At 61.5% G+C, this 23,621-nt stretch carries 16 protein-coding genes, 4 tRNA genes and 4 pseudogenes; 18 read left to right on the top strand and 6 right to left on the bottom strand.

The window, feature by feature from the left end; translation table 11 throughout:
• Nucleotides 1-35 precede the first annotated feature (35 nt).
• Nucleotides 36-905 (top strand): putrescine utilization regulator PtrR, encoded by an 870-nt coding sequence (gene ptrR / locus JFU04_RS19900; RefSeq protein WP_065904494.1) that lies wholly within the window; start codon nucleotides 36-38, stop codon nucleotides 903-905.
• A gap of 30 nt (nucleotides 906-935) precedes the next feature.
• On the opposite strand, the gene JFU04_RS19895 is transcribed toward ptrR, so the two are convergent.
• Nucleotides 936-1,145 carry a hypothetical protein gene (locus JFU04_RS19895; protein ID WP_017138724.1) on the bottom strand — a complete coding sequence of 70 codons (210 nt, stop codon included), beginning with the start codon at nucleotides 1,143-1,145 and terminating at the stop codon, nucleotides 936-938.
• Nucleotides 1,146-1,291: 146 nt separating this feature from the next.
• On the bottom strand, nucleotides 1,292-2,488 hold the full coding sequence (locus JFU04_RS19890; protein WP_034116881.1) for an amino acid aminotransferase: 1,197 nt from the start codon (nucleotides 2,486-2,488) through the stop codon (nucleotides 1,292-1,294).
• A gap of 343 nt (nucleotides 2,489-2,831) precedes the next feature.
• Here JFU04_RS19890 and uvrB point away from each other — a divergent pair, with 343 nt between their 5' ends.
• The 4 genes and pseudogenes from uvrB to JFU04_RS30685 all read left to right on the top strand — a co-directional run.
• Nucleotides 2,832-4,847: an excinuclease ABC subunit UvrB gene (gene uvrB / locus JFU04_RS19885; protein WP_065904495.1), complete on the top strand. Its 2,016-nt coding sequence runs from the start codon at nucleotides 2,832-2,834 to the stop codon at nucleotides 4,845-4,847.
• An 85-nt stretch (nucleotides 4,848-4,932) separates the two neighbouring features.
• Nucleotides 4,933-5,028, top strand: a pseudogene (locus tag JFU04_RS30695) (UvrB/UvrC motif-containing protein); the annotation flags it as partial.
• Between the two features lie 97 nt (nucleotides 5,029-5,125).
• Nucleotides 5,126-5,209 (top strand): annotated as a pseudogene (locus tag JFU04_RS30690) (UvrB/UvrC motif-containing protein); the annotation flags it as partial.
• A 97-nt stretch (nucleotides 5,210-5,306) separates the two neighbouring features.
• Nucleotides 5,307-5,390, top strand: a pseudogene (locus JFU04_RS30685) (hypothetical protein); the annotation flags it as partial.
• Nucleotides 5,391-5,521: 131 nt separating this feature from the next.
• Here JFU04_RS30685 and JFU04_RS19870 read toward each other — a convergent pair.
• Both JFU04_RS19870 and JFU04_RS19865 read right to left on the bottom strand, forming a co-directional pair.
• Nucleotides 5,522-7,057: pseudogene (locus JFU04_RS19870) on the bottom strand (MDR family MFS transporter); the annotation flags it as partial.
• Nucleotides 7,047-8,093, bottom strand: coding sequence for an HlyD family secretion protein (locus JFU04_RS19865; RefSeq protein WP_065904509.1), 1,047 nt, complete (start codon nucleotides 8,091-8,093; stop codon nucleotides 7,047-7,049). The gene JFU04_RS19865 and the pseudogene JFU04_RS19870, both read right to left, overlap by 11 nt.
• A 183-nt stretch (nucleotides 8,094-8,276) precedes the next feature.
• Between JFU04_RS19865 and gltX the strand changes: the two genes are divergently transcribed.
• The 12 genes from gltX (at nucleotide 8,277) to JFU04_RS19805 (ending at nucleotide 17,815) form a co-directional block, all read left to right on the top strand.
• Entirely contained in the window at nucleotides 8,277-9,758 is a 1,482-nt protein-coding gene (gene gltX / locus JFU04_RS19860; RefSeq protein WP_025856465.1) for a glutamate--tRNA ligase, read from the top strand.
• A gap of 147 nt (nucleotides 9,759-9,905) precedes the next feature.
• Nucleotides 9,906-9,981, top strand: a tRNA-Ala gene (locus JFU04_RS19855).
• A gap of 78 nt (nucleotides 9,982-10,059) precedes the next feature.
• Nucleotides 10,060-10,135 (top strand) — tRNA-Glu (locus tag JFU04_RS19850).
• Nucleotides 10,136-10,185: 50 nt separating this feature from the next.
• Nucleotides 10,186-10,261 (top strand) — tRNA-Ala (locus JFU04_RS19845).
• Between the two features lie 79 nt (nucleotides 10,262-10,340).
• A tRNA-Glu gene (locus JFU04_RS19840) sits at nucleotides 10,341-10,416 on the top strand.
• Between the two features lie 182 nt (nucleotides 10,417-10,598).
• On the top strand, nucleotides 10,599-11,138 hold the full coding sequence (locus JFU04_RS19835) for a TetR/AcrR family transcriptional regulator (protein WP_065904511.1): 540 nt from the start codon (nucleotides 10,599-10,601) through the stop codon (nucleotides 11,136-11,138).
• Between the two features lie 16 nt (nucleotides 11,139-11,154).
• Entirely contained in the window at nucleotides 11,155-11,988 is an 834-nt protein-coding gene (locus JFU04_RS19830) for an alpha/beta hydrolase (protein WP_065904513.1), read from the top strand.
• A 41-nt stretch (nucleotides 11,989-12,029) separates the two neighbouring features.
• Nucleotides 12,030-12,464, top strand: coding sequence for an acyl-CoA thioesterase (locus JFU04_RS19825; protein ID WP_065904515.1), 435 nt, complete (start codon nucleotides 12,030-12,032; stop codon nucleotides 12,462-12,464).
• A gap of 55 nt (nucleotides 12,465-12,519) precedes the next feature.
• Nucleotides 12,520-13,479, top strand: coding sequence for a tRNA dihydrouridine synthase (locus JFU04_RS19820; RefSeq protein ID WP_201145476.1), 960 nt, complete (start codon nucleotides 12,520-12,522; stop codon nucleotides 13,477-13,479).
• A gap of 481 nt (nucleotides 13,480-13,960) precedes the next feature.
• Nucleotides 13,961-15,382 carry a hypothetical protein gene (locus JFU04_RS19815; protein ID WP_201145474.1) on the top strand — a complete coding sequence of 474 codons (1,422 nt, stop codon included), beginning with the start codon at nucleotides 13,961-13,963 and terminating at the stop codon, nucleotides 15,380-15,382.
• Between the two features lie 502 nt (nucleotides 15,383-15,884).
• The gene (locus JFU04_RS30475) at nucleotides 15,885-16,472 is read left to right on the top strand and encodes a hypothetical protein (RefSeq protein WP_342389448.1); all 588 of its coding nucleotides are present in this window, start codon (nucleotides 15,885-15,887) and stop codon (nucleotides 16,470-16,472) included.
• Nucleotides 16,473-16,546: 74 nt separating this feature from the next.
• A complete protein-coding gene (locus JFU04_RS19805; RefSeq protein WP_201145470.1) occupies nucleotides 16,547-17,815 on the top strand; it encodes a hypothetical protein in 1,269 nt (422 codons plus the stop codon).
• A gap of 3 nt (nucleotides 17,816-17,818) precedes the next feature.
• Here the strand turns inward: JFU04_RS19805 and JFU04_RS19800 are convergent, their stop codons facing one another.
• Together JFU04_RS19800 and JFU04_RS19795 are read right to left on the bottom strand one after the other, a co-directional pair.
• Nucleotides 17,819-21,097, bottom strand: a complete 3,279-nt coding sequence (locus JFU04_RS19800; protein WP_201145468.1) for an EAL domain-containing protein — start codon at nucleotides 21,095-21,097, stop codon at nucleotides 17,819-17,821.
• A gap of 65 nt (nucleotides 21,098-21,162) precedes the next feature.
• Nucleotides 21,163-22,053, bottom strand: a complete 891-nt coding sequence (locus JFU04_RS19795) for a LysR family transcriptional regulator (RefSeq protein WP_065904527.1) — start codon at nucleotides 22,051-22,053, stop codon at nucleotides 21,163-21,165.
• Nucleotides 22,054-22,200: 147 nt separating this feature from the next.
• On the opposite strand from JFU04_RS19795, the gene leuC reads away from it, so the two are divergent.
• Nucleotides 22,201-23,619 carry a 3-isopropylmalate dehydratase large subunit gene (leuC, locus tag JFU04_RS19790; RefSeq protein ID WP_106803176.1) on the top strand — a complete coding sequence of 473 codons (1,419 nt, stop codon included), beginning with the start codon at nucleotides 22,201-22,203 and terminating at the stop codon, nucleotides 23,617-23,619.
• The last annotated feature ends 2 nt before the right edge of the window (nucleotides 23,620-23,621 follow it).

The following is a 23,621-nucleotide window of genomic DNA, read 5'->3' as shown; positions in this document are numbered from 1 at the left end:
AATATTAAGCAATACGTTCACGATTGGAGAATGATTTGGACCTGGTGCAGCTGGAAATCTTCAAGGCCGTTGCCGAGCAGGGCAGCATCAGTGCCGCCGCGCAGGTGATTCATCGGGTGCCGTCGAACCTGACCACGCGCATCAAGCAACTGGAGCAGGACCTGGGCGTGGAATTGTTTATCCGCGAGAAGAGCCGCCTGCGCCTGTCACCGGCCGGCTGGAATTTCCTCGGCTACGCGCGACGCATTCTCGATCTGGTCCAGGAGGCGCGTGCCACCGTGGCGGGGGAGGAGCCCCAGGGCGCGTTTGCCCTCGGCTCGCTGGAAAGTACTGCGGCAGTGCGCATTCCGGCATTGCTGGCGGCGTATAACCAGAAGCACGCCAAGGTCGAGCTGGACCTGAGCACCGGGCCGTCGGGCACGATGATCGAGGGCGTACTCTCGGGGCGCCTGGCGGCGGCGTTTGTCGATGGGCCGGTGCTGCACGCGACCCTGGAAGGCGTGGCGGTGTTCGAGGAGGAGATGGTGGTGATCGCGCCATTGCACCACGCGCCGATCACGCGTGGGCAGGATGTGAACGGGGAGAGCATCTACACCTTTCGCTCGAATTGTTCGTACCGGCACCACTTCGAGCGCTGGTTCTCACAGGATGGCGCGGTGCCGGGGCGGATCTTCGAGATGGAGTCGTACCACGGCATGCTTGCCTGCGTCAGCGCCGGTGCCGGGCTGGCGCTGATGCCGCGCAGCATGCTGGAGAGCATGCCGGGGTTTGCGGCGGTGAGTGTGTGGCCGCTTGCAGACTCGTTCCGCATCCTGAATACCTGGCTGATCTGGCGCCGAGGCACGGTGTCGCAGAGCTTGAACAGCTTCGTGAAGCTGCTGGAAGAACGCGTAACCCCTTTGTAGGAGCTGGCAAGCCAGCCCCTACAGGATGTGTCAGCCGCCAAATTGCAGGGTGCCCATGGCCAGCTTGGCCATGATGGCTGTCGCGCCGAGCTGCACCAGCCACAGCGCCAACCCGCCGAGGAACACCCCCAGGGCCACTTGCAGCACCAGGCTTTTCTGGCGCTTGGCTTGCGGGGCGCGCGGGGTGTAGTCATGCAGTTCGTCGCGGTCGGCGCGCAGGTCCAGGTCGTCGTTTCTCATAAGGCTCTCACAGCAAAGGGGCAGTCAGGGTTCAGTCTAGGGGCTGAGTGTTGCGGCCAGTGAATTTTTTGCAAGCTCGCTCGCCACAGCCAATAAAAAAGGGGAAGCCCGTGAATGGCTTCCCCCTCGTCACAGCCGTTTCAGGTTTACAGCACCTGAACAATCGCCTTCGTCACGGCACCAATGTTCGACTGGTTCAACGCTGCCACGCAGATACGCCCGGTATCCAGCGCGTAGATGCCAAACTCGGTGCGCAAGCGGGTGACTTGCTCAACAGTCAGGCCGGAGTAGGAGAACATCCCGCGCTGGCGACCGACGAAGCTGAAGTCGTGGCCCGGAGCAGCCTTGGCCAGTTCGGCGACCATCTGCTCGCGCATGCCACGGATGCGCAGGCGCATTTCAGCCAGTTCGGCTTCCCACTGGGCGCGCAGCTCAGGGTTGTTCAGCACCGCAGCCACAATTGCCGCGCCATGGGTCGGCGGGTTGGAGTAGTTGGTGCGGATCACACGCTTGACCTGGGACAGGATGCGCGCGCTTTCTTCCTTGGATTCGCTGACGATCGACAGCGCGCCCACACGTTCGCCGTACAGCGAGAACGACTTGGAGAACGAGCTGGACACAAAGAAGGTCAGGCCCGATTCAGCGAACAGGCGCACCGCAGCGGCGTCTTCGTGGATGCCGTCGCCAAAGCCCTGGTAGGCCATGTCGAGGAACGGCACGAGGTTCTTGGCCTTGACCACGTCCAGCACGTTTTGCCAGTCGGCCGGGCTCAGGTCGACGCCGGTCGGGTTGTGGCAGCACGCGTGCAGCACCACGATGGACTGTGGTGGCAGGGCGTTGAGGTCTTCGAGCAGGCCAGCACGGTTCACGTCGTGGGTGGCGGCGTCGTAGTAGCGGTAGGTCTGTACCGGGAAGCCGGCTTTTTCGAACAGCGCCTGGTGGTTTTCCCAGCTTGGGTCGCTGATGGCAACGACAGCGTTGGGCAGCAGTTGCTTGAGGAAGTCCGCGCCGATCTTCAGTGCGCCGGTACCGCCGACCGCTTGGGCGGTGATGACGCGGCCGGCGCTCAGCAGCGGCGACTCAGCGCCGAACAGCAGTTTCTGCACGGCCTGGTCATAGGCCACGATGCCGTCGATCGGCAAGTAGCCACGGGCGGCATGTTGCGCCACGCGAATGGCTTCCGCTTCGGCAACGGCACGCAAGAGTGGAATTTTCCCCTCCTCGTTGCAGTAAACGCCCACGCCAAGGTTGACCTTGGTGGTTCGTGTATCGGCGTTGAATGCTTCGTTGAGGCCCAGGATTGGATCGCGTGGTGCCATTTCGACAGCGGAGAACAGGCTCATTTTTGCGGCAGCTCTTTGGGGGAAAGGAGGGACGTGTCGCGCTCCAGCCGAATGCACTAGAGCGGTGCACAAACGGGGAGCTAGTATAGAGGCCATCACCGCCAAGGGCGACAGCCGAAACGGCTTTTCGGCCAAGTTTTTCGGTTTATTTGCCCACCGTTAGTCGTATTGCAACATTGCTCCCGGACGGCAGGTCAGATGATTGCCTTGAAACCCGCCACATTCGCCACCACTTCTACGGCTATCATGGTTTTTTCCTACGGCCCGCTCTGAATCTTCGCGGGTTGTGGTCTTATTCGTCCCCGACGGGTTTACAGTCTGGGGTGACTCCAAGAGGTACGTTATGTCGGATTTCCAACTAGTCACCCGCTTTGAACCTGCTGGCGACCAGCCCGAGGCCATTCGCCAGATGGTCGAAGGCATCGAGGCCGGCCTGGCGCACCAGACCTTGCTCGGGGTGACCGGTTCAGGCAAGACCTTCAGCATTGCCAACGTGATCGCGCAGATCAACCGTCCCACCTTGGTGCTGGCGCCGAACAAGACCCTGGCCGCGCAGTTGTATGGCGAGTTCAAGGCGTTCTTCCCGAACAACGCGGTGGAGTACTTCGTTTCCTACTACGACTACTACCAGCCCGAAGCCTATGTGCCGTCTTCCGATACCTTTATCGAGAAGGACGCCTCGATCAACGACCACATCGAGCAGATGCGACTGTCGGCAACCAAGGCGCTGCTGGAGCGCAAGGACGCGATCATCGTCACCACGGTGTCGTGCATCTACGGCCTGGGCAGCCCGGAAACCTATCTGAAGATGGTGCTGCACGTCGATCGCGGCGACAAACTCGACCAGCGCGCCTTGCTGCGCCGCCTGGCGGACCTGCAATACACCCGCAACGACATGGACTTTGCCCGCGCCACCTTCCGCGTGCGCGGCGATGTGATTGACATCTACCCGGCCGAATCCGACCTGGAAGCGATCCGCATCGAGCTGTTCGATGATGAAGTCGAGAGCCTGTCGGCCTTCGACCCGTTGACCGGCGAAGTCATCCGCAAGCTGCCGCGTTTTACCTTCTATCCGAAAAGCCACTACGTGACGCCACGCGAAACCCTGCTGGGCGCCATCGAAGGCATCAAGACCGAGCTGGCCGAGCGCCTCGAATACCTGCGCTCCAACAACAAGCTGGTGGAAGCCCAGCGCCTGGAGCAGCGCACCCGGTTCGACCTGGAGATGATCCTGGAGCTGGGCTACTGCAACGGCATCGAAAACTACTCGCGCTACCTCTCGGGCCGCGAATCCGGTGCGCCGCCGCCGACGCTGTACGACTACCTGCCGGCCGACGCGCTGCTGGTGATCGACGAATCCCACGTCAGCGTGCCGCAGGTCGGCGCCATGTATAAGGGTGACCGTTCGCGTAAAGAGACCTTGGTGGAATACGGTTTCCGCCTGCCGTCGGCGCTGGACAACCGGCCGATGCGTTTTGACGAATGGGAAAGCATCAGCCCGCAGACCATCTTCGTGTCGGCGACGCCGGGCAACTACGAGGCCGAGCATGCGGGCCGCGTGATCGAGCAACTGGTGCGCCCGACCGGCCTGGTCGACCCGGAAATCGAAATCCGCCCGGCGCTGACCCAGGTCGACGACCTGCTTTCGGAAATCACCAAGCGCGTGGCCCTCGAAGAGCGCGTATTGGTCACTACGCTGACCAAGCGCATGTCCGAAGACTTGACCGACTACCTGGCCGACCACGGCGTGCGCGTGCGTTACCTGCACTCGGACATCGACACCGTGGAGCGCGTGGAAATCATCCGCGACCTGCGCCTGGGTACCTTTGATGTGCTGGTGGGCATCAACCTGCTGCGTGAAGGCCTGGACATGCCGGAAGTGTCGCTGGTGGCGATCCTCGATGCCGACAAGGAGGGCTTCCTGCGTTCCGAGCGTTCGCTGATCCAGACCATCGGCCGCGCGGCGCGTAACCTCAACGGCCGGGCGATTCTCTACGCGGACCGCATCACCGGGTCCATGGAGCGCGCGATTGGCGAGACCCAGCGGCGTCGCGACAAGCAGATTGCGTTCAACCTGGAAAATGGCATCACCCCCAAGGGCGTGTTCAAGGATGTCGCCGACATCATGGAAGGCGCCACGGTGCCCGGCTCGCGCAGCAAGAAGCGCAAGGGCATGGCCAAGGCTGCCGAGGAAAGCGCCAAGTACGAAAACGAACTGCGCTCGCCGAGTGAGATCACCAAGCGCATCCGGCAGCTGGAAGAGAAGATGTACCAGCTCGCTCGGGACCTGGAGTTCGAGGCAGCAGCGCAGACGCGTGATGAGATTGGCAAGTTGCGTGAGCGCTTGTTGGCTGTTTGAGGTGTAGCGTCTGGAAGGGCCTCATCGCAGGCAAGCCAGCTCCCACAGTTGAGCGCGTTCGCCTGGATGATGCGCTCAACTGTGGGAGCTGTACCCGCTCGCGCGGGACCTGGAGTTCGAGGCTGCGGCGCAGACGCGTGATGAGATCGGCAAGTTGCGTGAGCGTCTGCTGGCTGTTTGAGGTGCAGCGTCTGGAAGGGCCTCATCGCAGGCAAGCCAGCTCCCACAGTTGACCGCGTTCGCCTGGACGACGCACTCAACTGTGGGAGATGTAGCCGCTTGCGCGGGACCTGGAGTTCGAGGCTGCGGCGCAGACGCGTGATGAGATTGGCAAGCTGCGTGAGCGTCTGCTGTCTGTTTGAGGTGTAGCGTCTGGAAGGGCCTCATCGCAGGCAAGCCAGCTCCCACAGTTGACCGCGTTCGCCTGGACGACGCACTCAACTGTGGGAGATGTAGCCGCTTGCGCGGGACCTTGAGTTTGAGGCTGCGGCGCAGACGCGTGATGAGGTCGGCAAGCTGCGTGAGGGTCTGCTGGCTGTTTGAGGTGTAGCGTCTGGAAGGGCCTCATCGCAGGCAAGCCAGCTCCCACAGTTGAACGCGTTCGCCTGGACGACGCGTTCACTGTGGGAGCTGGCTTGCCTGCGAAGGCGGCGACTCGGTCTAATGCGCTTCCCCGCCTTGAGCCCCGCCGGCAACGCCTTGGTCAACAATATCGCCAACATGCTGATCCCCAGCGCCAGCCCGACAAAATGAAACGCATCGTTATAGGCCATGATCTGCGCCTGCTGGTGCGCAATCTCACTCAACTTGCCCAATGCCGCCGTCTCGTTGCCGAACTTCTCGGTCAGCGTCGCCATCCGCTCCGCCACCTGCGGATTGGTCGGCACGATCGCCTCGCGTAGATAATCGAAGTAGGTCTTGGTGCGCGCATCCAGCAAGGTTGCCAGCAGCGCAATGCCGATGGCGCCGCCGAGGTTGCGCAGGATGTTGAACAGGCTCGACGCCGAGCCCGCGTCCTGGGGCAGGATGTAGGCGGTGGCGATCAGCGAGATGGTCACCATGATCAGCGGCTGGCCGAGGGCGCGGATGATCTGGATCTGGTTGAACTGGCTGCCGGCGAAGTCCGGGTTAAGCACCCCCGAGGAAAAACTCGCCAGGCCGAACAGGCCAAAGCCTAGCGTGCACAGCCACTTGGGCGAGACGTACTTCATCAGCTTGGGCACCAGCGGAATCAGGAACAACTGGGGCACGCCCATCCACATGATCACTTCGCCGATCTGCAGCGCGTTGTAGTTCTGGATCTGCGCCAGGTACAGCGGCAGCAGGTAGATCGAGCCATACAGCCCCACACCCATGCCCAGGCTGGAAATGCTCGAGAGGCCGAAATTACGGTTGGCCAGGATGCCCAGGTTGATCAGTGGGTTGGGCTTGGACAGTTGCACGATGACAAAGGTGATCAGGCTGAGCAGCGCGACGCTGCCCAGGCTGACGATCAGGCTCGATTCAAGCCAGTCCTTGCGATGACCCTCTTCCAGAAACACCTGCAAACAGCCCAGGCCAATGGCCAGGGTGACGATGCCGAGGTAGTCGGTGCTTTTCAGCAAATCCCAATTCGACGGCTTTTTCTCCAGGCCATAGAGCAGCCCGGCGATCATCACCAGGCCCGGTGGCACGTTGATGTAGAAAATGTACTCCCAGCCCCAGTTTTCGGTGAGCCAACCGCCGATGGTCGGACCGATGGACGGGGCGAAAGTGGCCGTCATCGCGAACATCGCCATGCCTTTGGCGCGGTGATGCTCGGGCAGTTTGATCAAGGTGAGGGTGAACGCCAGCGGGATCAGCGCACCGCCCGTGAAGCCCTGCAAGGCGCGGAACACGATCATGCTTTCCAGGCTCCAGGCCATGGAGCACATCAATGAGGCGATCAGGAAACCCACCGACACCCACACGGCCAGGCGCCGTGCCGAGAGCAGCTGCACCAGCCAGGCGGTGAGGGGGATCATGATGATTTCGGCGACGAGGTAGGAGGTGGAAATCCACGAGCCTTCTTCCAGCGTGGCTGACAGCGCACCCTGGATATCCTTGAGCGACGAGTTGGTGATCTGGATGTCGAGCACGGCCATGAAGGCGCCGAGCATCACGCTCATGACCGCGATCCAGTCGCGCCGGGTCGGTTCGCCGACCGGGCGCAGCAGTTGATCACCGGCCATCGGGCTGGTCTTTGATGTTCACTTTGACGGTGACAGACATGCCAGGGCGAATCTTGCCCTGAAGCGGGTTATCCGGCGCAAACGTGAGCTTTACCGGAATGCGTTGGACGACTTTGGTGAAGTTGCCGGTGGCATTGTCCGGCGGCAACAGGCTGAACTGGGCCCCGGAGGCGGCGAACAGGCTGTCGACCCGCGCCGCGATGGGCGTGTCGCCATAGGCATCGAAGGTCAGCTCGGCGTGTTGCCCCGGTTGCATATGGCCGATCTGGGTTTCCTTGAAGTTGGCCTGGATCCAGATGTCCTGGTCGGGGACGATTGATAGCAGATAGGCGCCGGCCTGCACGTATTGGCCATTGCGCGCGGCGCGCTGGCCGACCAGGCCGCTGATCGGCGCGTGGATTTCGCTGCGGGTCAGGTTGAGTTCGGCCTGGGCAAGGTCGGTCTTCGCGTTGACGATCATGGCGTCGAGGCGCTTGATCTCGGCGTTCAGGGCATTCACCTGCTGGCGCTGGCCCTGCAGATCGGCCTCGGCCATGCTCACCTGGGAGCGGGCGATGTGGTTGTCGGCGGAGAGGGTGGTCACGCGTTCTTCCGAGACGTAGCCGGGCCCGCGCAGGGTTTGCGCGCGCGACAAGTCAATCTGCGAGCGCCCCAGGCTGGCCTGGCTGGACGCGACCTTGGCCGCGCCGGCGGCGATCAGGCTGGCTTGCTGGGTGAGCTTGCTCTGCGCCTGGACGCGCTCGGCTTCACGCATGGCCAGGGCGGCATTGGCGCGGTCGACGGCCAGGTGGAAGTCATCGCCTTCGAGCTTTACCAGCAACTGGCCTTTTTGCACGTGCTCGTTGTCGCCGACCAGCACCTCGACAATCCGCGCGCCCAGTTGGCTCGACACACGGGTGATTTCGCCCTGCACGTAGGCGTTGTCGGTGCTTTCATAGAAGCGGCCCCTGAAGAACCACTGGGCGAAGAAACCCAGGGCAATCAGGGTCACGATAAACACAAAGATAAACAGGCGGCGTTTGAGTGGGGCAGGCATGGGCAGGATGTCTGTAACAAGAGGTAATGGAATATAGCCAGCCACGCATCTGGCAAATAGCCATGGCACACCTCCAGACCGAAGCTTGGCCACTATGCCCTTGTGCTGGAGCCGGGGTGCCTGGGGCTGTTACCATTCGCCCCTTGTTTCAATTTCAGTTATATCGCCCATTCGAGACCTGCCATGACCACCGTCCGCACGCGCATCGCGCCATCGCCTACTGGGGATCCCCACGTCGGCACTGCCTACATCGCCTTGTTCAACTACTGCTTTGCCAAGCAGCACGGCGGTGAATTCATCCTGCGGATCGAAGACACCGACCAACTGCGTTCGACCCGCGAGTCGGAACAGCAGATTTTCGATGCCTTGCGCTGGCTGGGCATTACCTGGGCAGAAGGCCCGGACGTTGGCGGCCCGCACGGCCCGTATCGCCAGAGCGAGCGCAGCGACATCTACAAGCAATACACCCAGCAACTGGTCGACATGGGCCACGCGTTCCCGTGCTTCTGCACCGCCGAAGAACTCGACCAGATGCGTGCCGAGCAACAGGCCCGTGGCGAAACCCCGCGCTACGACGGCCGCGCACTGCTGCTCTCGAAGGAAGAAGTGGCCCGCCGCCTGGCCGCTGGCGAGCCGCATGTGATCCGCATGAAAGTGCCGAGCGAAGGCGTGTGCGTGGTGCCGGACATGCTGCGCGGTGACGTCGAGATCCCGTGGGACCGCATGGACATGCAGGTGCTGATGAAGACCGACGGCCTGCCGACGTACTTCCTCGCCAACGTGGTCGACGACCACCTGATGGGCATCACCCACGTGCTGCGTGGCGAAGAGTGGTTGCCGTCGGCGCCCAAATTGATCCTGCTCTACGAGTACTTCGGCTGGGAGCAGCCGCAGCTGTGCTACATGCCGCTGCTGCGTAACCCGGACAAGAGCAAGCTGTCCAAGCGCAAGAACCCGACCTCGGTGACCTTCTACGAGCGCATGGGCTTCATGCCGGAAGCGATGCTCAACTACCTGGGCCGCATGGGCTGGTCGATGCCGGACGAGCGCGAGAAGTTCTCGCTGCAGGAAATGGTCGACAACTTTGACCTGTCCCGCGTGTCGCTGGGCGGGCCGATCTTCGATATCGAGAAGCTGTCCTGGCTCAATGGCCAATGGCTGCGTGACTTGCCGGTGGAGGAGTTCGCCAGCCGCGTGCAGCAGTGGGCGTTGAACCCTGAGTACATGATGAAGATCGCGCCGCTGGTGCAGGGCAGGGTGGAGACGTTCAGCCAGGTCGCGCCGCTGGCCAGTTTCTTCTTTGCCGGCGGCGTGAACCCGGATCCCAAGCTGTTTGAATCCAAGAAGCTTTCGGGCGACCAGGTTCGCCAACTGATGCAGTTGATCCTGTGGAAGCTGGAAAGCCTGCGCCAGTGGGAGAAGGATGCAATTACCGCGACAATCCAGGCGGTGGTCGAGTCTCTCGAGCTGAAATTGCGCGATGCGATGCCGCTGATGTTTGCCGCGATCACCGGGCAGGCCAGCTCGGTGTCGGTGCTCGATGCGATGGAAATTCTCGGCCCGGACCTGACGCGTTTCCGTCTGCGCCAAGCCCTTGATTTGCTTGGTGGTGTGTCGAAGAAAGAAAACAAGGAATGGGAAAAGCTGCTGGGCGCTATCGCTTAAGCAACGAGCAGTAACGTTAAAACCCCGGTTTTCCGGGGTTTTAACGGTAAGTGATTGTTATCCCGGCAAAAAATTTTGAAAATTGTTGAAAATAAATTTGACAGCCTTTCAAACCGCCATTAAGATTCGCCCCGTCCTCACCGATGAGGGGCTATAGCTCAGCTGGGAGAGCGCTTGCATGGCATGCAAGAGGTCAACGGTTCGATCCCGTTTAGCTCCACCAATTTACAGGTTCAAGGTCTGGCCACACCGTCCTTGAATCGATCAGGTCTCAGCCCTGATCTGTTGTACAGAAGGTTTTGTCCCCTTCGTCTAGTGGCCTAGGACACCGCCCTTTCACGGCGGTAACAGGGGTTCGAGTCCCCTAGGGGACGCCAGTTTCAACAAGCAGTTCGCAAGGCCTGCTGCGTCGCGAGACGAAAAATCCGGGGCTATAGCTCAGCTGGGAGAGCGCTTGCATGGCATGCAAGAGGTCAACGGTTCGATCCCGTTTAGCTCCACCAATTTACAGGTTCAAGGTCTGGCCACACCGTCCTTGAATCGATCAGTACTCAGCACTGATCAGTTGTATAGAAGGTTTGTGTCCCCTTCGTCTAGTGGCCTAGGACACCGCCCTTTCACGGCGGTAACAGGGGTTCGAGTCCCCTAGGGGACGCCACGATTACCCGCTCTGCGGGATTTTTAAGGGTCATTCAATTATTGAATGGCCCTTTTGTTTGTCTGGCGTTTGGCCAATCCTCTTCTCATTCCCCTTCCTGTGTTCTGACCAGCGGTCATGCCTGTCGCTTGCGAAATATTATTATGGTAATAATATTCAACCCATGAAAGACGGAGGCAACGATGAACGATAAAAAAGCGCAAACCCGCGAACGTATTCTGCAAGCCGCCAGCGCCGCGTTGATCCAGCGTGGCCCGGCCGAGCCGAGCGTGGGTGAAGTCATGGGCGCGGCGGGGCTGACCGTCGGCGGTTTCTACGCGCACTTTGAAAGCAAGGACGCGCTGATGCTGGAGGCCTTCACTCAGTTGCTGGCCCGGCGTCGTGCATCGATCGACGATATGGATGCACAGCTGACCGGCGAAGAGCGCAGGGGGCTGGTGGCGGCGTTTTACCTGTCACGCAAGCACCGCGACTCAACTGCCCAGGCGTGCCCGATCCCGGCCACCGTTGGCGAGATGGCCCGTTTGCCGGACGCTTTTCGCGATGCGCTGAACGAACACGTGGAGCTGATGGCCGCTCAACTCGCTGCCAGCCCCGAAGACACCGATAAAGCCCTGGCGGACATGGCGCTGATGATCGGTGGCCTGGCCTTGGCGCGCGCGCTGGGGCCGGGTGAGTTGTCGGATCGAGTGTTACGCGCGGCCAAGTCGGCGGTGCGTTAAGGAGAGGGCTTGCAGGATGGGCACATTGACCTGGATTCGTCGCATCAATGGCACGCTGGGGCACCTGGCACCGCACACGGTGGCCAACAAGATGCGTCGCGCCTTCATGACTCCGCGCGACCTGCCGCCGCGTGACTGGGAGCTGCCGCTGCTGGCGCAATCGGAGCGCATCACTTTGCGTTTCGGCTTGTCGGCCTTGCGTTGGGGCCAGGGCCCGGCGGTGCTGTTGATGCACGGTTGGGAAGGGCGCCCCACACAGTTCGCCAGCTTGATCACCGCGTTGGTGGACAACGGCTACTCCGTGATTGCCCTGGACGGTCCCGCCCACGGGCGTTCCCCAGGGCGAGAAGCGCATGTGCTGCTCTTTGCGCGTGCCATGCTGGAGGCAGCGGCGGAACTGCCACCATTGCACGCGGTAATCGGCCATTCAATGGGCGGCGCCAGTGCAATGCTGGCGGTGCAGTTGGGGCTGCGTACCGAGGCGTTGGTGAGCATTGCCGCGCCGTCGCGCTTTCTGGATGTGCTGCGCGGTTTTACCCAGATGGTCGGGCTGCCGGCGCGGGCGCGTTCGGCGTTTATCCAGGAAGTGGAGCTGACCTTCGGCATGCCGCTCAAGCATCTGGATGTGGCCCACTACCAGATGAATATCCCCGGCCTGATCGTGCACGCCGAAGACGATACCTTCGTGCCGGTCAAGGCATCGCAAGCCATCCATGAAGCCTGGTTCGACAGCCGCCTGCTACGTCTGGAGCAGGGCGGTCACCAGAAAGTGCTGGCCGATCCCCGCGTGATCGACGGGGTGCTGGCGCTGTTGGCCGGCCGTCGTCTACAGGAGCGGCAAACCGCCTGATACACTGCTCCCCGCCGACATTAATCGACTGGGAGCAAGGCATGGGCTGGGATTTGGCAACGCCGTTTATCATCGATCTGCAGGTCGCCCCTGAAGACATCGACGGCCTCGGGCACGCCAATAACGCGGTGTACGTGTCCTGGCTGGAGCGCTGCGCCTGGCGCCACTCACAGCGCCTGGGGCTGGATCTCACCGAATACCGCCGCCTGGATCGCGCCATGGCCGTGGTGCGGCATGAAATCGATTACCTGGCCGCCGGCTACGAGGGCGACGAGCTGCAACTGGCGACCTGGATCGTCGACTGGGACCAGCGCCTGAAAATGACCCGCCGCTTCCAGCTGTTGCGCCCACGCGATGGCGCCACGCTGTTGCGGGCGCAGACCACCTTTGTGTGCATCGAACTGTCTACCGGCAAGCCCAAGCGCATGCCGCCCGAGTTTCTCGACGGTTATGGCCCCGCCCTGACAGGGGGTTAACGGTTGCCGTGGGAAACCCAGTAAACTGCGCCACGATTTTTGTTGAGTGTTTTCCATGCAAATTGCTTTGGCGCCCATGGAGGGGTTGGTCGACAACATCCTGCGGGACGTGCTGACCCGAGTCGGCGGTATCGACTGGTGCGTGACCGAGTTCATCCGCGTCAACGACCGCTTGCTCACCCCGGCGTATTTTCACAAGCTCGCCCCGGAACTGCTGCACGGTGCCCACACCGCTGCCGGCGTGCCTCTGCGCGTGCAGTTGCTCGGCTCGGACCCGGTGTGCCTGGCGGAAAACGCCGCGCTCGCCTGCGAGTTGGGCTCGCAGGTCATCGACCTGAACTTCGGCTGCCCGGCCAAGACCGTCAACAAGTCGCGCGGCGGGGCGGTGCTGCTCAAGGAGCCGGAGCTGCTCAACCAGATCGTCGAACACGTACGCCGCGCTGTTCCCGCGCATATTCCGGTCACTGCCAAGATGCGCCTGGGTTTCGACAGCCCGGACGGCGCACTGGTCTGCGCAACCGCCCTGGCCGAGGGCGGCGCGGCGAACATTGTGGTGCATGCGCGGACCAAGACTGATGGTTACAAGCCGCCTGCGCACTGGGAGTGGATCCCTCGCGTGCAGGACGTGGTCAAGGTGCCGGTGTTCGCCAACGGTGATATCTGGAGTGTCGAAGACTGGCGGCGTTGCCGGGAAATCAGCGGCGTCGAAGACATCATGCTCGGTCGCGGCCTGGTTGCGCGTCCTGACCTGGCACGCCAGATCGCCGCGGCACGCGCGGGTGAGGACGTGGTGGAAATGACCTGGGCGCAACTGCAGCCCCTGCTTCAGGACTTCTGGACCCAATCGGTAGCGCAACTGACCGAGCGGCAGGCACCGGGGCGACTGAAACAGTGGCTGGCGATGTTGACGCGCAATTACCCGGAAGCGGTGGCACTGTTTACCGCCCTGCGCCGCGAAACTGAACTTGACCAGGTCAGCCGTTTATTGGGGATGAGTCCTGCGGTTGCCGCCTGACCCCGGAAACTGTCTGCCAGCATTTCAAACGAATGCTCCTTATCGAAAGATAAGGAGCATTTTTGCGTTTTAATACGTTTAAACGTTACCGCTGAAATATTCTGACAGTCACTGTCGTTGTTCGAGTTGATAAACCAACCCGTGCTGTGGGGGTATGCCTGTGCGCGTGAACTATCACAGGCATTCGTTTGAAAGTACGGTTAATTATGTCGCTGAGTGACAGGTCTCTCGGTTTATAAGTGCATATGTCTGTCGCGAGAAGGTGCGGGCACGATAAATCACGGCTGGCTCCAGGTGGCGATGAGGCAAAGTCTGAAAGTTTGCTTTTCTTTCCTTATGTGAGGCGCGATTTCTGGAACTCGATAGCGTCAGTTTCCACGAATTAGGGGACTGAGATGCAACGCGGTTGTATTCAGCTTCTATAAATCCTATCGCTGTCCCAGGTGTTCACCGCCTGGCTGCGCTGACTAAGGAATTTGATATGTCTTTCTCGATTAATAATTCGCCCTATGTAAAGTTCGATACAACTCCCCAAGACCCACAAACGCCCACACTCCCAAAAAGCGCTGCAACACTCTCTACACCGGCGACTGATTCAAAAGTTATCCCGCCGGCTACCCAGCAAGATATTAGCCGAGGGCCGCAGGGCGAAATGATGATTAACGCCCGCGCGCTTTCAAAGTTATTTGACATGCTTGAACAAGTCTTCAAAGCCATGCGCGAAATGCTGTCGGGGAAAGATGTAACTCCCGACCTCAAGGCCGCTTCCGATACGGCGGCCAAAGCCAAGGTCAAGCCGGATGCCGCGCCTCACGACAAAGCGAGTACGGATTCAAGCGCGTTGCCGAAAGTTGCGCCGAATGCAGCAGACCAACCAAAAGTGAAGGCAGAGGCGAACCCGTTGCCGAAGGTGGCGCCCGACGCGGCAGACCAGCCCAAAGTGAAATCAGAGGCAAACCCGCAGCCGAAAGTGGCGCCCGACGCGGCAGAGCAGCCAAAAGTGAAGGCAGAGGCGAACCCGCAGCCGAAGGTGGCGCCCGACGCGGCAGAGCAGCCCAAAGTGAAGGCAGAGGCGAACCCGTTGCCGAAGGTGGCTCCCGACGCGGCAGACCCGCTGAAAGTGAAGCCTGGGGCGAACCCGTTACCCAAGGTCTCGCCAGATGCTGCAGAGCAGCCAAAGGTCAAAATAGATAATGGCGGGCTGAGTGTGATTACGCCTAAAGCCATTCCGGGCGTTCTACCTCCGTTTCCCCAACCCGATGTCAAAGTTACCAACAATGCCAATGCGCAGGTGAAAGTGGAGGTCAATGTCAACCATTGTCACTGCCCTGACACCCGCTCCGAGCATGACAAAGGCGTGCGGCCGCCGCTCACGCCCCAACCCAAGCCAGACGCTGCGCCACAGCCACCGCTGACGCCCCAACCCAAGCCAGACGCTGCGCCGCAGCCACCGCTCACGCCCCAACCCAAGCCAGACGCTGCGCCACAGCCGCCGCTCACGCCCCAACCCAAGCCAGACGCTGCGCCACAGCCGCCGCTCACGCCCCAACCCAAGCCAGACGCTGCGCCACAGCCACCGCTGACGCCACAACCCAAGCCAGACGCTGCACTGCAGCCACAGCTCAATCCACAGCCCAAGCCAGACGCTGCACCGCAGCCGCCGCTCAATCCACAGCCCAAGCCAGACGCTGCACCGCAGCCACCGCTCACGCCACAGCCCAAGCCCGACGTTGCACCGCAGCCGCCGTTCAACCCTGTCGTGCCAACGCCTGTGCCTGTCGTGCCAACGCCTGTGCCTGTCGTGCCAACGCCTGTGCCTGATGTGACCAGCCCGGGCCCCGCTGAAAACCAAACCGATCTGCAGGGCTGGAGCTTTATCAACCGTCGACGGGTAAGGACTTGATGCCTGGCGTCGTGTTTCGACTTCTTCGATAAAAAACAGCGCTCTCCGGACCAGGCGTTCGGAGAGTCGCTAAAAAAGTGGAGAGACAGTCATGTCATGCTGCTCAATTAATAATATTGCTCGCGTAGTGGACGTACGCCAGGCGTTGAACAGGGAGTTACCGGACGCAACTAATGAAACCACGGGGCCTGGTGAACCGAAACAGTCAGGCTTTGGCCCACGCCCTGTATCGACGCCCGTGAGCGTGCCGCAGAACAATGTCGCGATAGGAGATAACTTGGCCCCGATTGCCGGCCTGATTACATTGTTCAATTCATTGATCACGCGGTTGATCGACTTGATATCGGCTAGACCGGACAAGAGCACTCCCGCTATTACGCCGAGACCAGAAGTCACTCCCCCGTTAGTGCCGGCGCCTATTCCAGCGCCAATACCGGCCCCCCTGCCAGCGCCGACACCCGCACCGCAACCGATGCCCACTGTACCGACCCAGATCCCGAACTTGTCCGATAAACGCAACGGCACCAAGCCGGACAATATCTGGAGTGGCTTCCGCCAAGGCCCGGATGGCAACTGTGTCACGGTATCCGCCATCAAGGCTGCGATGTATCGGTTTGGCCAAAGCCCTACGGATATCTATAAGGAGGTATTAAAGACGAACGACGGTTATCGAGTAACGATGCGTGATGATGTTGTGGTCAGGCTGACCGACCAGGAGTTGCAAATAGGCGCGGCAGGCTCGCTATTTAAGGGCACGGATAAAGGCATGCTCAAGGACGCGCAGTTTCTTTTCGCTGTCAGTGCCAAGCGGGCGCAAATGGAAAACAACGACGGCACGGCAGCGCGCAGCTTTAGAGCGGCTGTAAAGAGTCTGAACGATGGCGAAGATGACAATGGCCCCGGTGAAGGCTTCCTGCGCTTGGGGCTGAGGCACCATATGAAGCGGGTCAGCGTGCGCGATCTGGCCAAGGGCCAATTGGGCATGTGCAACCGAGCCCGCCATTCGGTGGCCGTGATCAATGGACGCGAAGAGATTTACGGGCGGCAGGGCTCGGCGCCGACGCGGGGTGACGCCGTCGCACTGATCTGATCCACGGCTATTCGTTTCCTGTTAAAGGATGCAGCCGGGATCTCTGGCTGCACTTTTTTCCTGCCCTGTCTTGAGTGAACAATTCCATGAACGCTTCAATTGATGGTCGTGGCTCGGTGGTGCCAAGTCGGTTGCCTGAGCCTGTTGCAAGTGGTTTCAATGTGCAGGCCGGTGCGAAACGGGGTGACTTCGTGAATGCACTTCAAGGCGCCGAGCGTCGATTCGGCGAGCGCTTTGACTGCAGTACTCACGTGGCCGTTATCAATATGATGATGATGACCCTCGGCCCGCGTGCCTCCGATGTTTTCAGCGAAGTCACCCCGGCGGGTGATGGTTATGCCGTCACCATGAAGGATCAATACCGGGTGCAGGTGTCCCAGGCCGAGCTTGAGCGGGCCGCGCAGGCTTCGCGGTTCAGCGGGCAGGACCCTGACGTGGTGAAGCACGCCAACTTCATGTTGGCTGCGTTTGTAAAGCGCAAGCAGCAGTTGGGTGGCTATCCGACGTTTGAGGCGGCCCTGGCAAAAAGCCTTGAGGGCGAGACAAGCAAGCGTTGCCTGGAAGGGATGGGCGTCTACGGGCTGTCGCGATGGGTTGCCGCTCGTGACATGGTCGGCAGGGAGTCGCCCTGGGTCCGCCAGACCCATGACTTTGGTGCCGCGCTCGTGGTGAGGGGTGCCAGTCACCCACACGGCAATGGTTACGGGTATGTGTTGTTCGATGACCGTGAGACGCCGCCGCAAAGGGACGGGGAGGAGTCTCAAGTGGCGGAGGGCATCAGGCATGCCGACATCTGGAGCGGCTTTTATCAGGGCGTCGAGGGCAATTGCGTCACCGTGTCGGCAATCAAGGCCGCCATCACTCGTTTCCCGGAAGGTATCTACACGTCCATCGTCAGGACGCCGGGCGGCTGTGAAGTGACGATGCGCGATGGCTTCCGGCTGCGCTTGAGCCATGCCGAGCTGAGGCAGGCCACTGCCGCCTCGAACTTTGCCGGCAGCAACCCGGTGTTGCTGGACTACGCGAACTTCCTGTACGCCTGCAGCGCCAAGCGGGCGCAAATGGAAAACAACGACTTCCGCGCCGAACAAGGGTTTGCGGTGGCGCTGGAAACCCTCAACGATGGCGAGTATCCCGGCGAGGCGCTGCAAAGGCTGGGGCTGTTCGGCTATATCCGTAACAGCACGGCTGAAGAATTGGCCGACGGCGCCATCGGCACGCTTGCGGACGGCTGGCACTCCGTGGCGGTAGTGGGCGGGGCGCTGGACCTGTATGGGCAAAAGTATGATCTGGGCACCTCGCACTGGAAGCGCAAGACGCTGACCGCCTTGAAGCTGGTGTGAGGGCTAACCCAGCAACTGCCTGAACCCCTCGATCGGCAAGGGCCGGCTGTGTAAGAAACCTTGGAACAAATGGCAGCCCAGCTTTTGCAGGAATGCCAGTTGCTCCGAGGTTTCCACGCCTTCGGCAATCACTTCCAGGTTCAAGCTGCGAGCCATGGCCACGATGGCGCGGATGATTTCGGCGTCGTTCGGGTCGTGGGTCGCGTCGCGTACAAACGACTGGTCGATTTTCAGCGCATCCACCGGCAGGCGCTTGAGGTAGGTCAGCGATGAATAGCCGGTGCCGAAGTCATCCATCGCAAAGCTCACGCCGAGTTTTTTCAGCCGGCGCATCTTGCTGATGGTGTCTTCCAGGTTCTGGATCACGATGCCTTCGGTGATTTCCAGCTTCAGCAGGCTGTAAGGCAGTCGATGCTGCTTGAGGCTGCGCTCCACCCGTTCGACAAAGTCGTTCTGGCGAAACTGTCGGGGGCTGATATTCACGCACAGGCTGAAATTCAGCGGGTCCACCAGGCCGTCGGCAATCAATTGCTCGAACGCGGCGCAGGCTTCATCGAGGATCCAGGTGCCCACTTCGAGGATCAGGCCGCTGTCTTCCAGCACCTTGATAAATTCGGTGGGGGACTGTGCGCCCAGTTGCGGATGCTGCCAGCGCACCAGTGCTTCGGCCCCGACGATCTTGTTGCCGCGCGCATCCACCTGCGGCTGGTAATGCACGCTGAACTCCCCGCGCGACAGTGCCAGGCGCAGGTCGGTCTCCATGCGCAGCCGCTCGCTGGCAGTTTTCTGCATGCTGTTGTGGAACATCTGCGTGGTGTTGCGCCCCGAATCCTTGGCGCGGTACAGGGCGATGTCGGCGCGCTTGAGCAAGTCGGCCGGGGTCGAGCCATGATCGGGAATCAGTGCCACGCCAATGCTTGGCGTGACCTGCAAGCGGTGGCCATCGAGGAACATCGGTTCCGAAAGCAATTCGCGCAGGGTGTCGGCCAGTTCCTGCACCTGGCCGCTGACTTCGCTGCGCGTACCCTCCAGCCCGCTGAGCAGCACCACAAATTCATCGCCGCCCAGGCGCGCCACCGTGTCCTCCATGCGCACGCTGGCTTCGAGGCGTGCGGTGACGATTTTCAGCACCGTGTCGCCCACCGGGTGGCCGAGTGAATCGTTGATGTGCTTGAAGTGGTCGAGGTCGAGGAACAGCAGGGCACCGCGCAGGTTGTGGCGCTTGAGCAGGGCGATCTGCTGGCTCAGGCGGTCCATCAGCAGCGCGCGGTTGGGCAAGTTGGTCAGTGGGTCGTGATAGGCCAGGTGGCGAATCTGCGCCTGGGCGTTCTTCAACAGGCTCACGTCGCGCGCGGTCAGCAGCAGGCACGGGGTTTCATTGAGGGTGATCGGCTCGACCGACACCTCCACCGCCAGCACTTCGCCACGCTTGTTGTGCCAGAGCATTTCCAGGTGATGGATGCGCCCCTTGATCTGCAGCTCGGCGAGCAGTGCCGCGCGCTGGTTTTCGTCGGCCCAGATGCCGATCTGGTACAGCGTCAGGCCGATGGCATCCTCGGCGCGGTAGCCGGTCAGGCGGCAGAAGCCGTCGTTGACCTCGACATAACGGCCGGTGTCGCGCTCGGTAATGGAAATCGCGTCGGGGCTGGAATGAAACGCCTTGGCGAACTTCTCTTCGCTGGCCTTCAGCGCGGCCTCCGAGCGTTGCTGCTGGGTAATGTCACGCAACGTGGTGACGATGCACGGCTGGTTGCCGACCTTGATCAGGCGGCTGGAAATCACGCAGGTCAGGGCCTGGCCGTTCTTGTGGTGCACCACGATGGCCACGTTGCTCAGCCCCTGCTCGCGGATCACCCGTTCAATACGCTGCAGGCGCTTGCTCGATTCGTCCCACAGGCCGATCTGCTCGGCGCTCTTGTCGATGACCTCGGCGGCGGTCCAGCCGAAGGTCTGGGTAAAGGCCGGGTTGATCTCGATGAATGCACCGCTGTCCAGGTAGGTGACGCAGATCGGATCGGGGCTGGCCTGGAACAGGCTGGCAAATTTTTCCTCGGAGGCGGTCAGGCGTTGTTCGCGCTCGACCTGGTCGGTGATATCCAGCAGGGTACCGGCCATGCGCTGCGGCGCGCCCAGTTCGTCGCGGTAGAGGCGGGCGCGGCTTTCCAGGTAACGCGAGCTGCCATCCTCCAGCTGCACGCGGTAGGTCAACTGATAGTTGCCGGCCGGGCCTTCGCGCAACGTGCGGTAGGCGTCGCGCATATTGTCGCGTTCTTCATCGGGCATGCCTTCAAAGAAGGCCTCGAAGGATTCATGGAACGGCTCGGGCGGCAAGCCATGCAACTGGGCGGCGCGGGCCGAGCCGTAGAGCATGCCGCTGGGAATGTGCCAGTCCCAGGTGCCCAATTGCGCCGAGTCCAGCGCCAGGTCGAGGCGCTCCTGGCTGTCCTTGAGCGCCTGCTCGGCATTTTTGCGATCGGTGGTGTCGACAAAGGTGCTGATCAGGTAAGCCTCGCCCTCCAGTTCGACTTTCTGCGCGCTGAGCGTGCCATCGTGAATCTGCCCGTTGCTGGCGCAGAACTGTACTTCCATGCTGATCGGTTCGCCCTTGCGCTGAGTGGCCTTGACCAGTTGCGCGCGTTGTTCGGGGTGGCGCCACAGGCCCAGGTCCAGGGTGGTGCGGCCAATGACGTCGGCCACCGACCAGCCGAAGTGCATTTCGAAATACTGGTTGGCTTCGCTGATCAGCCCGTCGGATTGGCGGGTCAGCAGGACCATGTTCGGGCACAGGTGAAACAGCGTGGCGAAGCGCTTTTCGGAGTGGCTGAGGGCGTGCTCGCGCTCGCGCTGGCGGGTGGTCTCGCGGATCACCCCGATCATGCGGCGCCGGCCCGCCTTGTCGGGGGCCAGGCTGCCGTTGATTTCCAGCCAGTGATGGCTGCCGTCCGGCCACTGGATGTGGTGATGCATGGCCTGCTCGAACGGCTCACCGGCCAGCACCGCATGAAAGGCGCGCACCACGCGGGTGCGGTCCTGCGGTGCGAGCAGGTCCAGGTAGTCGAGGTCCTTGGGCAGCGGTTGGCGCGGATCGAAGCCGAACAGCGCCTGGGTGCCCCGCGACCAACTGATGCGCCCGGTGTCGATTTCCCAGCACCATGCGCCCAGCCGCGCCGCATTCAGGGCGGCCAGCAGTTGCGGGGCACTGTCCCAGCTTTGCTCCGCCTCTTGAGGGTCAAGGGCGTAGATGCGCGGCAGGGGAGGCAAGGAATCGACGGGGTTGCGCATTATCAAGGGGCCTTGGCTCTGTGGGCGTTCGGCGCGGTAGGTTCAGACCTTGAGGGCGCACAAGTTCATGCCGGTGTCCCTGGCAGATCGACCTGTGCATCCAATAGGCTCATGAAAGCCCGCGCAGCGTTCGACAGCGTCCTTTCGGTGTGCACGATATAGCCTAGCTGGCGACTGAGCTGTATGCCCGGCAAAGCGATACTTGCCACCTGATCGTCGAGCATGGTGCGTGGCAAAACGCTCCAGGCCAGGCCGATCGACACCATCATCTTGATAGTTTCCAAGTAGTTAGTGCTCATCGCGATATTCGGCGTCAGGCCCTGGGCCTCGAACAGCCGGCTGACAATATGGTGCGTAAAGGTGTTGCCTCCGGGGAAAACCGCCGGGTGGCCGGCAATATCGGCCAGGCTGACGGAGCCGTTGCTGATCAGGCTGTGTTCCGGCGCCACCACGAAATCCAGCGGGTCGTCCCACACCGGGGTGGCGCGGACGAGGTGGTGAGGATCGGGCGCCAAGGTGATCACGGCCACTTCGGCGCGGCCGTGGAGGATTTCTTCGTAGGCTACTTCCGAATCGAGAAACTGGATATCCAGCGCCACATTCGGGTACTCGCGGGTAAACGTGCGCAGGATCGGCGGCAGGCGGTGCAGGCCGATATGGTGGCTGGTGGCCAAGGTCAGCCGACCGCTGACTTCACCGGTCAGGTTGGTGAGGGCGCGGCGGGTGTCGTCCAGCACATTCAGGATCTGATAGGCGCGCGGCAGCAGGGCGCGGCCGGCCTCGGTCAGGCCCACTTCACGGCCCAGGCGGTCGAACAGGCGCACCTTCAATTGTTGCTCCAGGCCAGCAATGCGCTTGCTGATGGCCGGCTGGGTCAGGTGCAGGCGCTCACCGGCGCCGGAGAAGCTGCCGGTCTCGGCGATGGCAATAAAGGCATTGAGGTTGGCCAGGTCCATTGTGCTATTCCAGTTGGTAATCCAAAGCATAAAAAATATGAATTTGAGTTATTTAATGTAGCGCCATACCATCAGCCTCACAAGCCAAAGGGTTATTGAATGTCTCAAGACCCGGGGCATAGAAAGACCGCTGATGAGGACCGACTGATGGCCGGCAAAACGCTTTACGACAAGCTTTGGGATTCCCATGAAGTGAAACGGCGCGACGATGGCTCGTCGCTGATCTATATCGACCGTCACATCATCCATGAAGTGACCTCGCCCCAAGCGTTCGAAGGCCTGCGCCTGGCCGGGCGCAAGCCTTGGCGCGTCGACTCGATCATCGCCACCCCGGATCACAACGTACCGACGACTCCCGAGCGCAAGGGCGGCATCGAAGCGATTGCCGACCAGGTCTCGCGTTTGCAGGTGCAAACCCTCGACGATTACTGCGACGAATATGGCATCACCGAATTCAAGATGAATGACGTGCGTCAAGGGATCGTGCACGTGATCGGCCCGGAGCAGGGCGCCACCTTGCCGGGCATGACCGTGGTCTGCGGCGACTCCCACACCTCCACCCACGGTGCCTTTGGCGCCCTGGCCCACGGTATCGGCACGTCCGAGGTGGAACATGTGTTCGCCACCCAGTGCCTGGTCGCCAAGAAAATGAAGAACATGCTGGTGCGCGTTGAAGGCAAGCTGCCCTTCGGTGTGACCGCCAAGGACATCGTCCTCGCGGTGATCGGCAAGATCGGCACCGCCGGCGGTAACGGGCATGCCATCGAATTCGCCGGTAGCGCGATCCGCGACCTGTCCATCGAAGGCCGCATGACCATCTGCAACATGTCCATCGAGGCCGGTGCCCGCGTGGGCATGGTGGCGGCGGATGAAAAAACCGTGGAATACGTCAAAGGCCGTCCTTTCGCCCCGCAAGGGTCGGAGTGGGATGCCGCCGTCGAAGCCTGGAAAGACCTGGTGTCCGACGCCGATGCGGTGTTCGACACCGTGGTCGAGCTGGACGCTGCCCAGATCAAGCCGCAAGTCAGCTGGGGCACCTCGCCGGAAATGGTCTTGGCCGTCGACCAGAACGTGCCGGACCCGGCGCAGGAAGCCGACCTGGTCAAGCGCGGCTCCATCGAGCGCGCCTTGAAGTACATGGGCCTCAAAGCCAACCAGGCGATCACCGACATCCAGTTGGATCGCGTGTTTATCGGTTCCTGCACCAACTCGCGGATCGAAGACCTGCGCGCCGCGGCGGTGATCGCCAAGGGCCGCAAGGTGGCCTCGACCATCAAGCAAGCGATCGTGGTGCCAGGTTCGGGCCTGGTCAAGGCGCAAGCCGAAGCCGAAGGCCTGGACAAGATCTTCCTCGAAGCCGGTTTTGAATGGCGTGAGCCGGGCTGCTCGATGTGCCTGGCGATGAACCCGGACCGCCTGGAGTCGGGCGAGCATTGCGCGTCGACCTCCAACCGTAACTTCGAAGGGCGTCAGGGCGCCGGTGGGCGTACCCACCTGGTCAGCCCGGCCATGGCCGCTGCTGCTGCCGTCAACGGTCGTTTCATCGACGTTCGCGAATTGATCTGAGG

This window comes from Pseudomonas sp. TH21 (assembly GCF_016651025.1).
In the GTDB taxonomy this organism is placed as follows: domain Bacteria; phylum Pseudomonadota; class Gammaproteobacteria; order Pseudomonadales; family Pseudomonadaceae; genus Aquipseudomonas; species Aquipseudomonas aylmerensis.
Note: the sequence above shows the minus strand (reverse complement) of the source record. Positions and strands in the feature narration are given on the sequence as shown.

What these genes read in the sequence shown, in the direction of transcription:
- JFU04_RS19895 (WP_017138724.1), bottom strand. Translation starts at nt 1,145, where the DNA reads ATGAGAAACGACGACCTGGACCTGCGCGCCGACCGCGACGAACTGCAT.
- JFU04_RS19890 (WP_034116881.1), bottom strand. Translation starts at nt 2,488, where the DNA reads ATGAGCCTGTTCTCCGCTGTCGAAATGGCACCACGCGATCCAATCCTG.
- uvrB (WP_065904495.1), top strand. Translation starts at nt 2,832, where the DNA reads ATGTCGGATTTCCAACTAGTCACCCGCTTTGAACCTGCTGGCGACCAG.
- JFU04_RS19865 (WP_065904509.1), bottom strand. Translation starts at nt 8,093, where the DNA reads ATGCCTGCCCCACTCAAACGCCGCCTGTTTATCTTTGTGTTTATCGTG.
- gltX (WP_025856465.1), top strand. Translation starts at nt 8,277, where the DNA reads ATGACCACCGTCCGCACGCGCATCGCGCCATCGCCTACTGGGGATCCC.
- JFU04_RS19835 (WP_065904511.1), top strand. Translation starts at nt 10,599, where the DNA reads ATGAACGATAAAAAAGCGCAAACCCGCGAACGTATTCTGCAAGCCGCC.
- JFU04_RS19830 (WP_065904513.1), top strand. Translation starts at nt 11,155, where the DNA reads ATGGGCACATTGACCTGGATTCGTCGCATCAATGGCACGCTGGGGCAC.
- JFU04_RS19825 (WP_065904515.1), top strand. Translation starts at nt 12,030, where the DNA reads ATGGGCTGGGATTTGGCAACGCCGTTTATCATCGATCTGCAGGTCGCC.
- JFU04_RS19820 (WP_201145476.1), top strand. Translation starts at nt 12,520, where the DNA reads ATGCAAATTGCTTTGGCGCCCATGGAGGGGTTGGTCGACAACATCCTG.
- JFU04_RS19815 (WP_201145474.1), top strand. Translation starts at nt 13,961, where the DNA reads ATGTCTTTCTCGATTAATAATTCGCCCTATGTAAAGTTCGATACAACT.
- JFU04_RS19800 (WP_201145468.1), bottom strand. Translation starts at nt 21,097, where the DNA reads ATGCGCAACCCCGTCGATTCCTTGCCTCCCCTGCCGCGCATCTACGCC.
- JFU04_RS19795 (WP_065904527.1), bottom strand. Translation starts at nt 22,053, where the DNA reads ATGGACCTGGCCAACCTCAATGCCTTTATTGCCATCGCCGAGACCGGC.
- leuC (WP_106803176.1), top strand. Translation starts at nt 22,201, where the DNA reads ATGGCCGGCAAAACGCTTTACGACAAGCTTTGGGATTCCCATGAAGTG.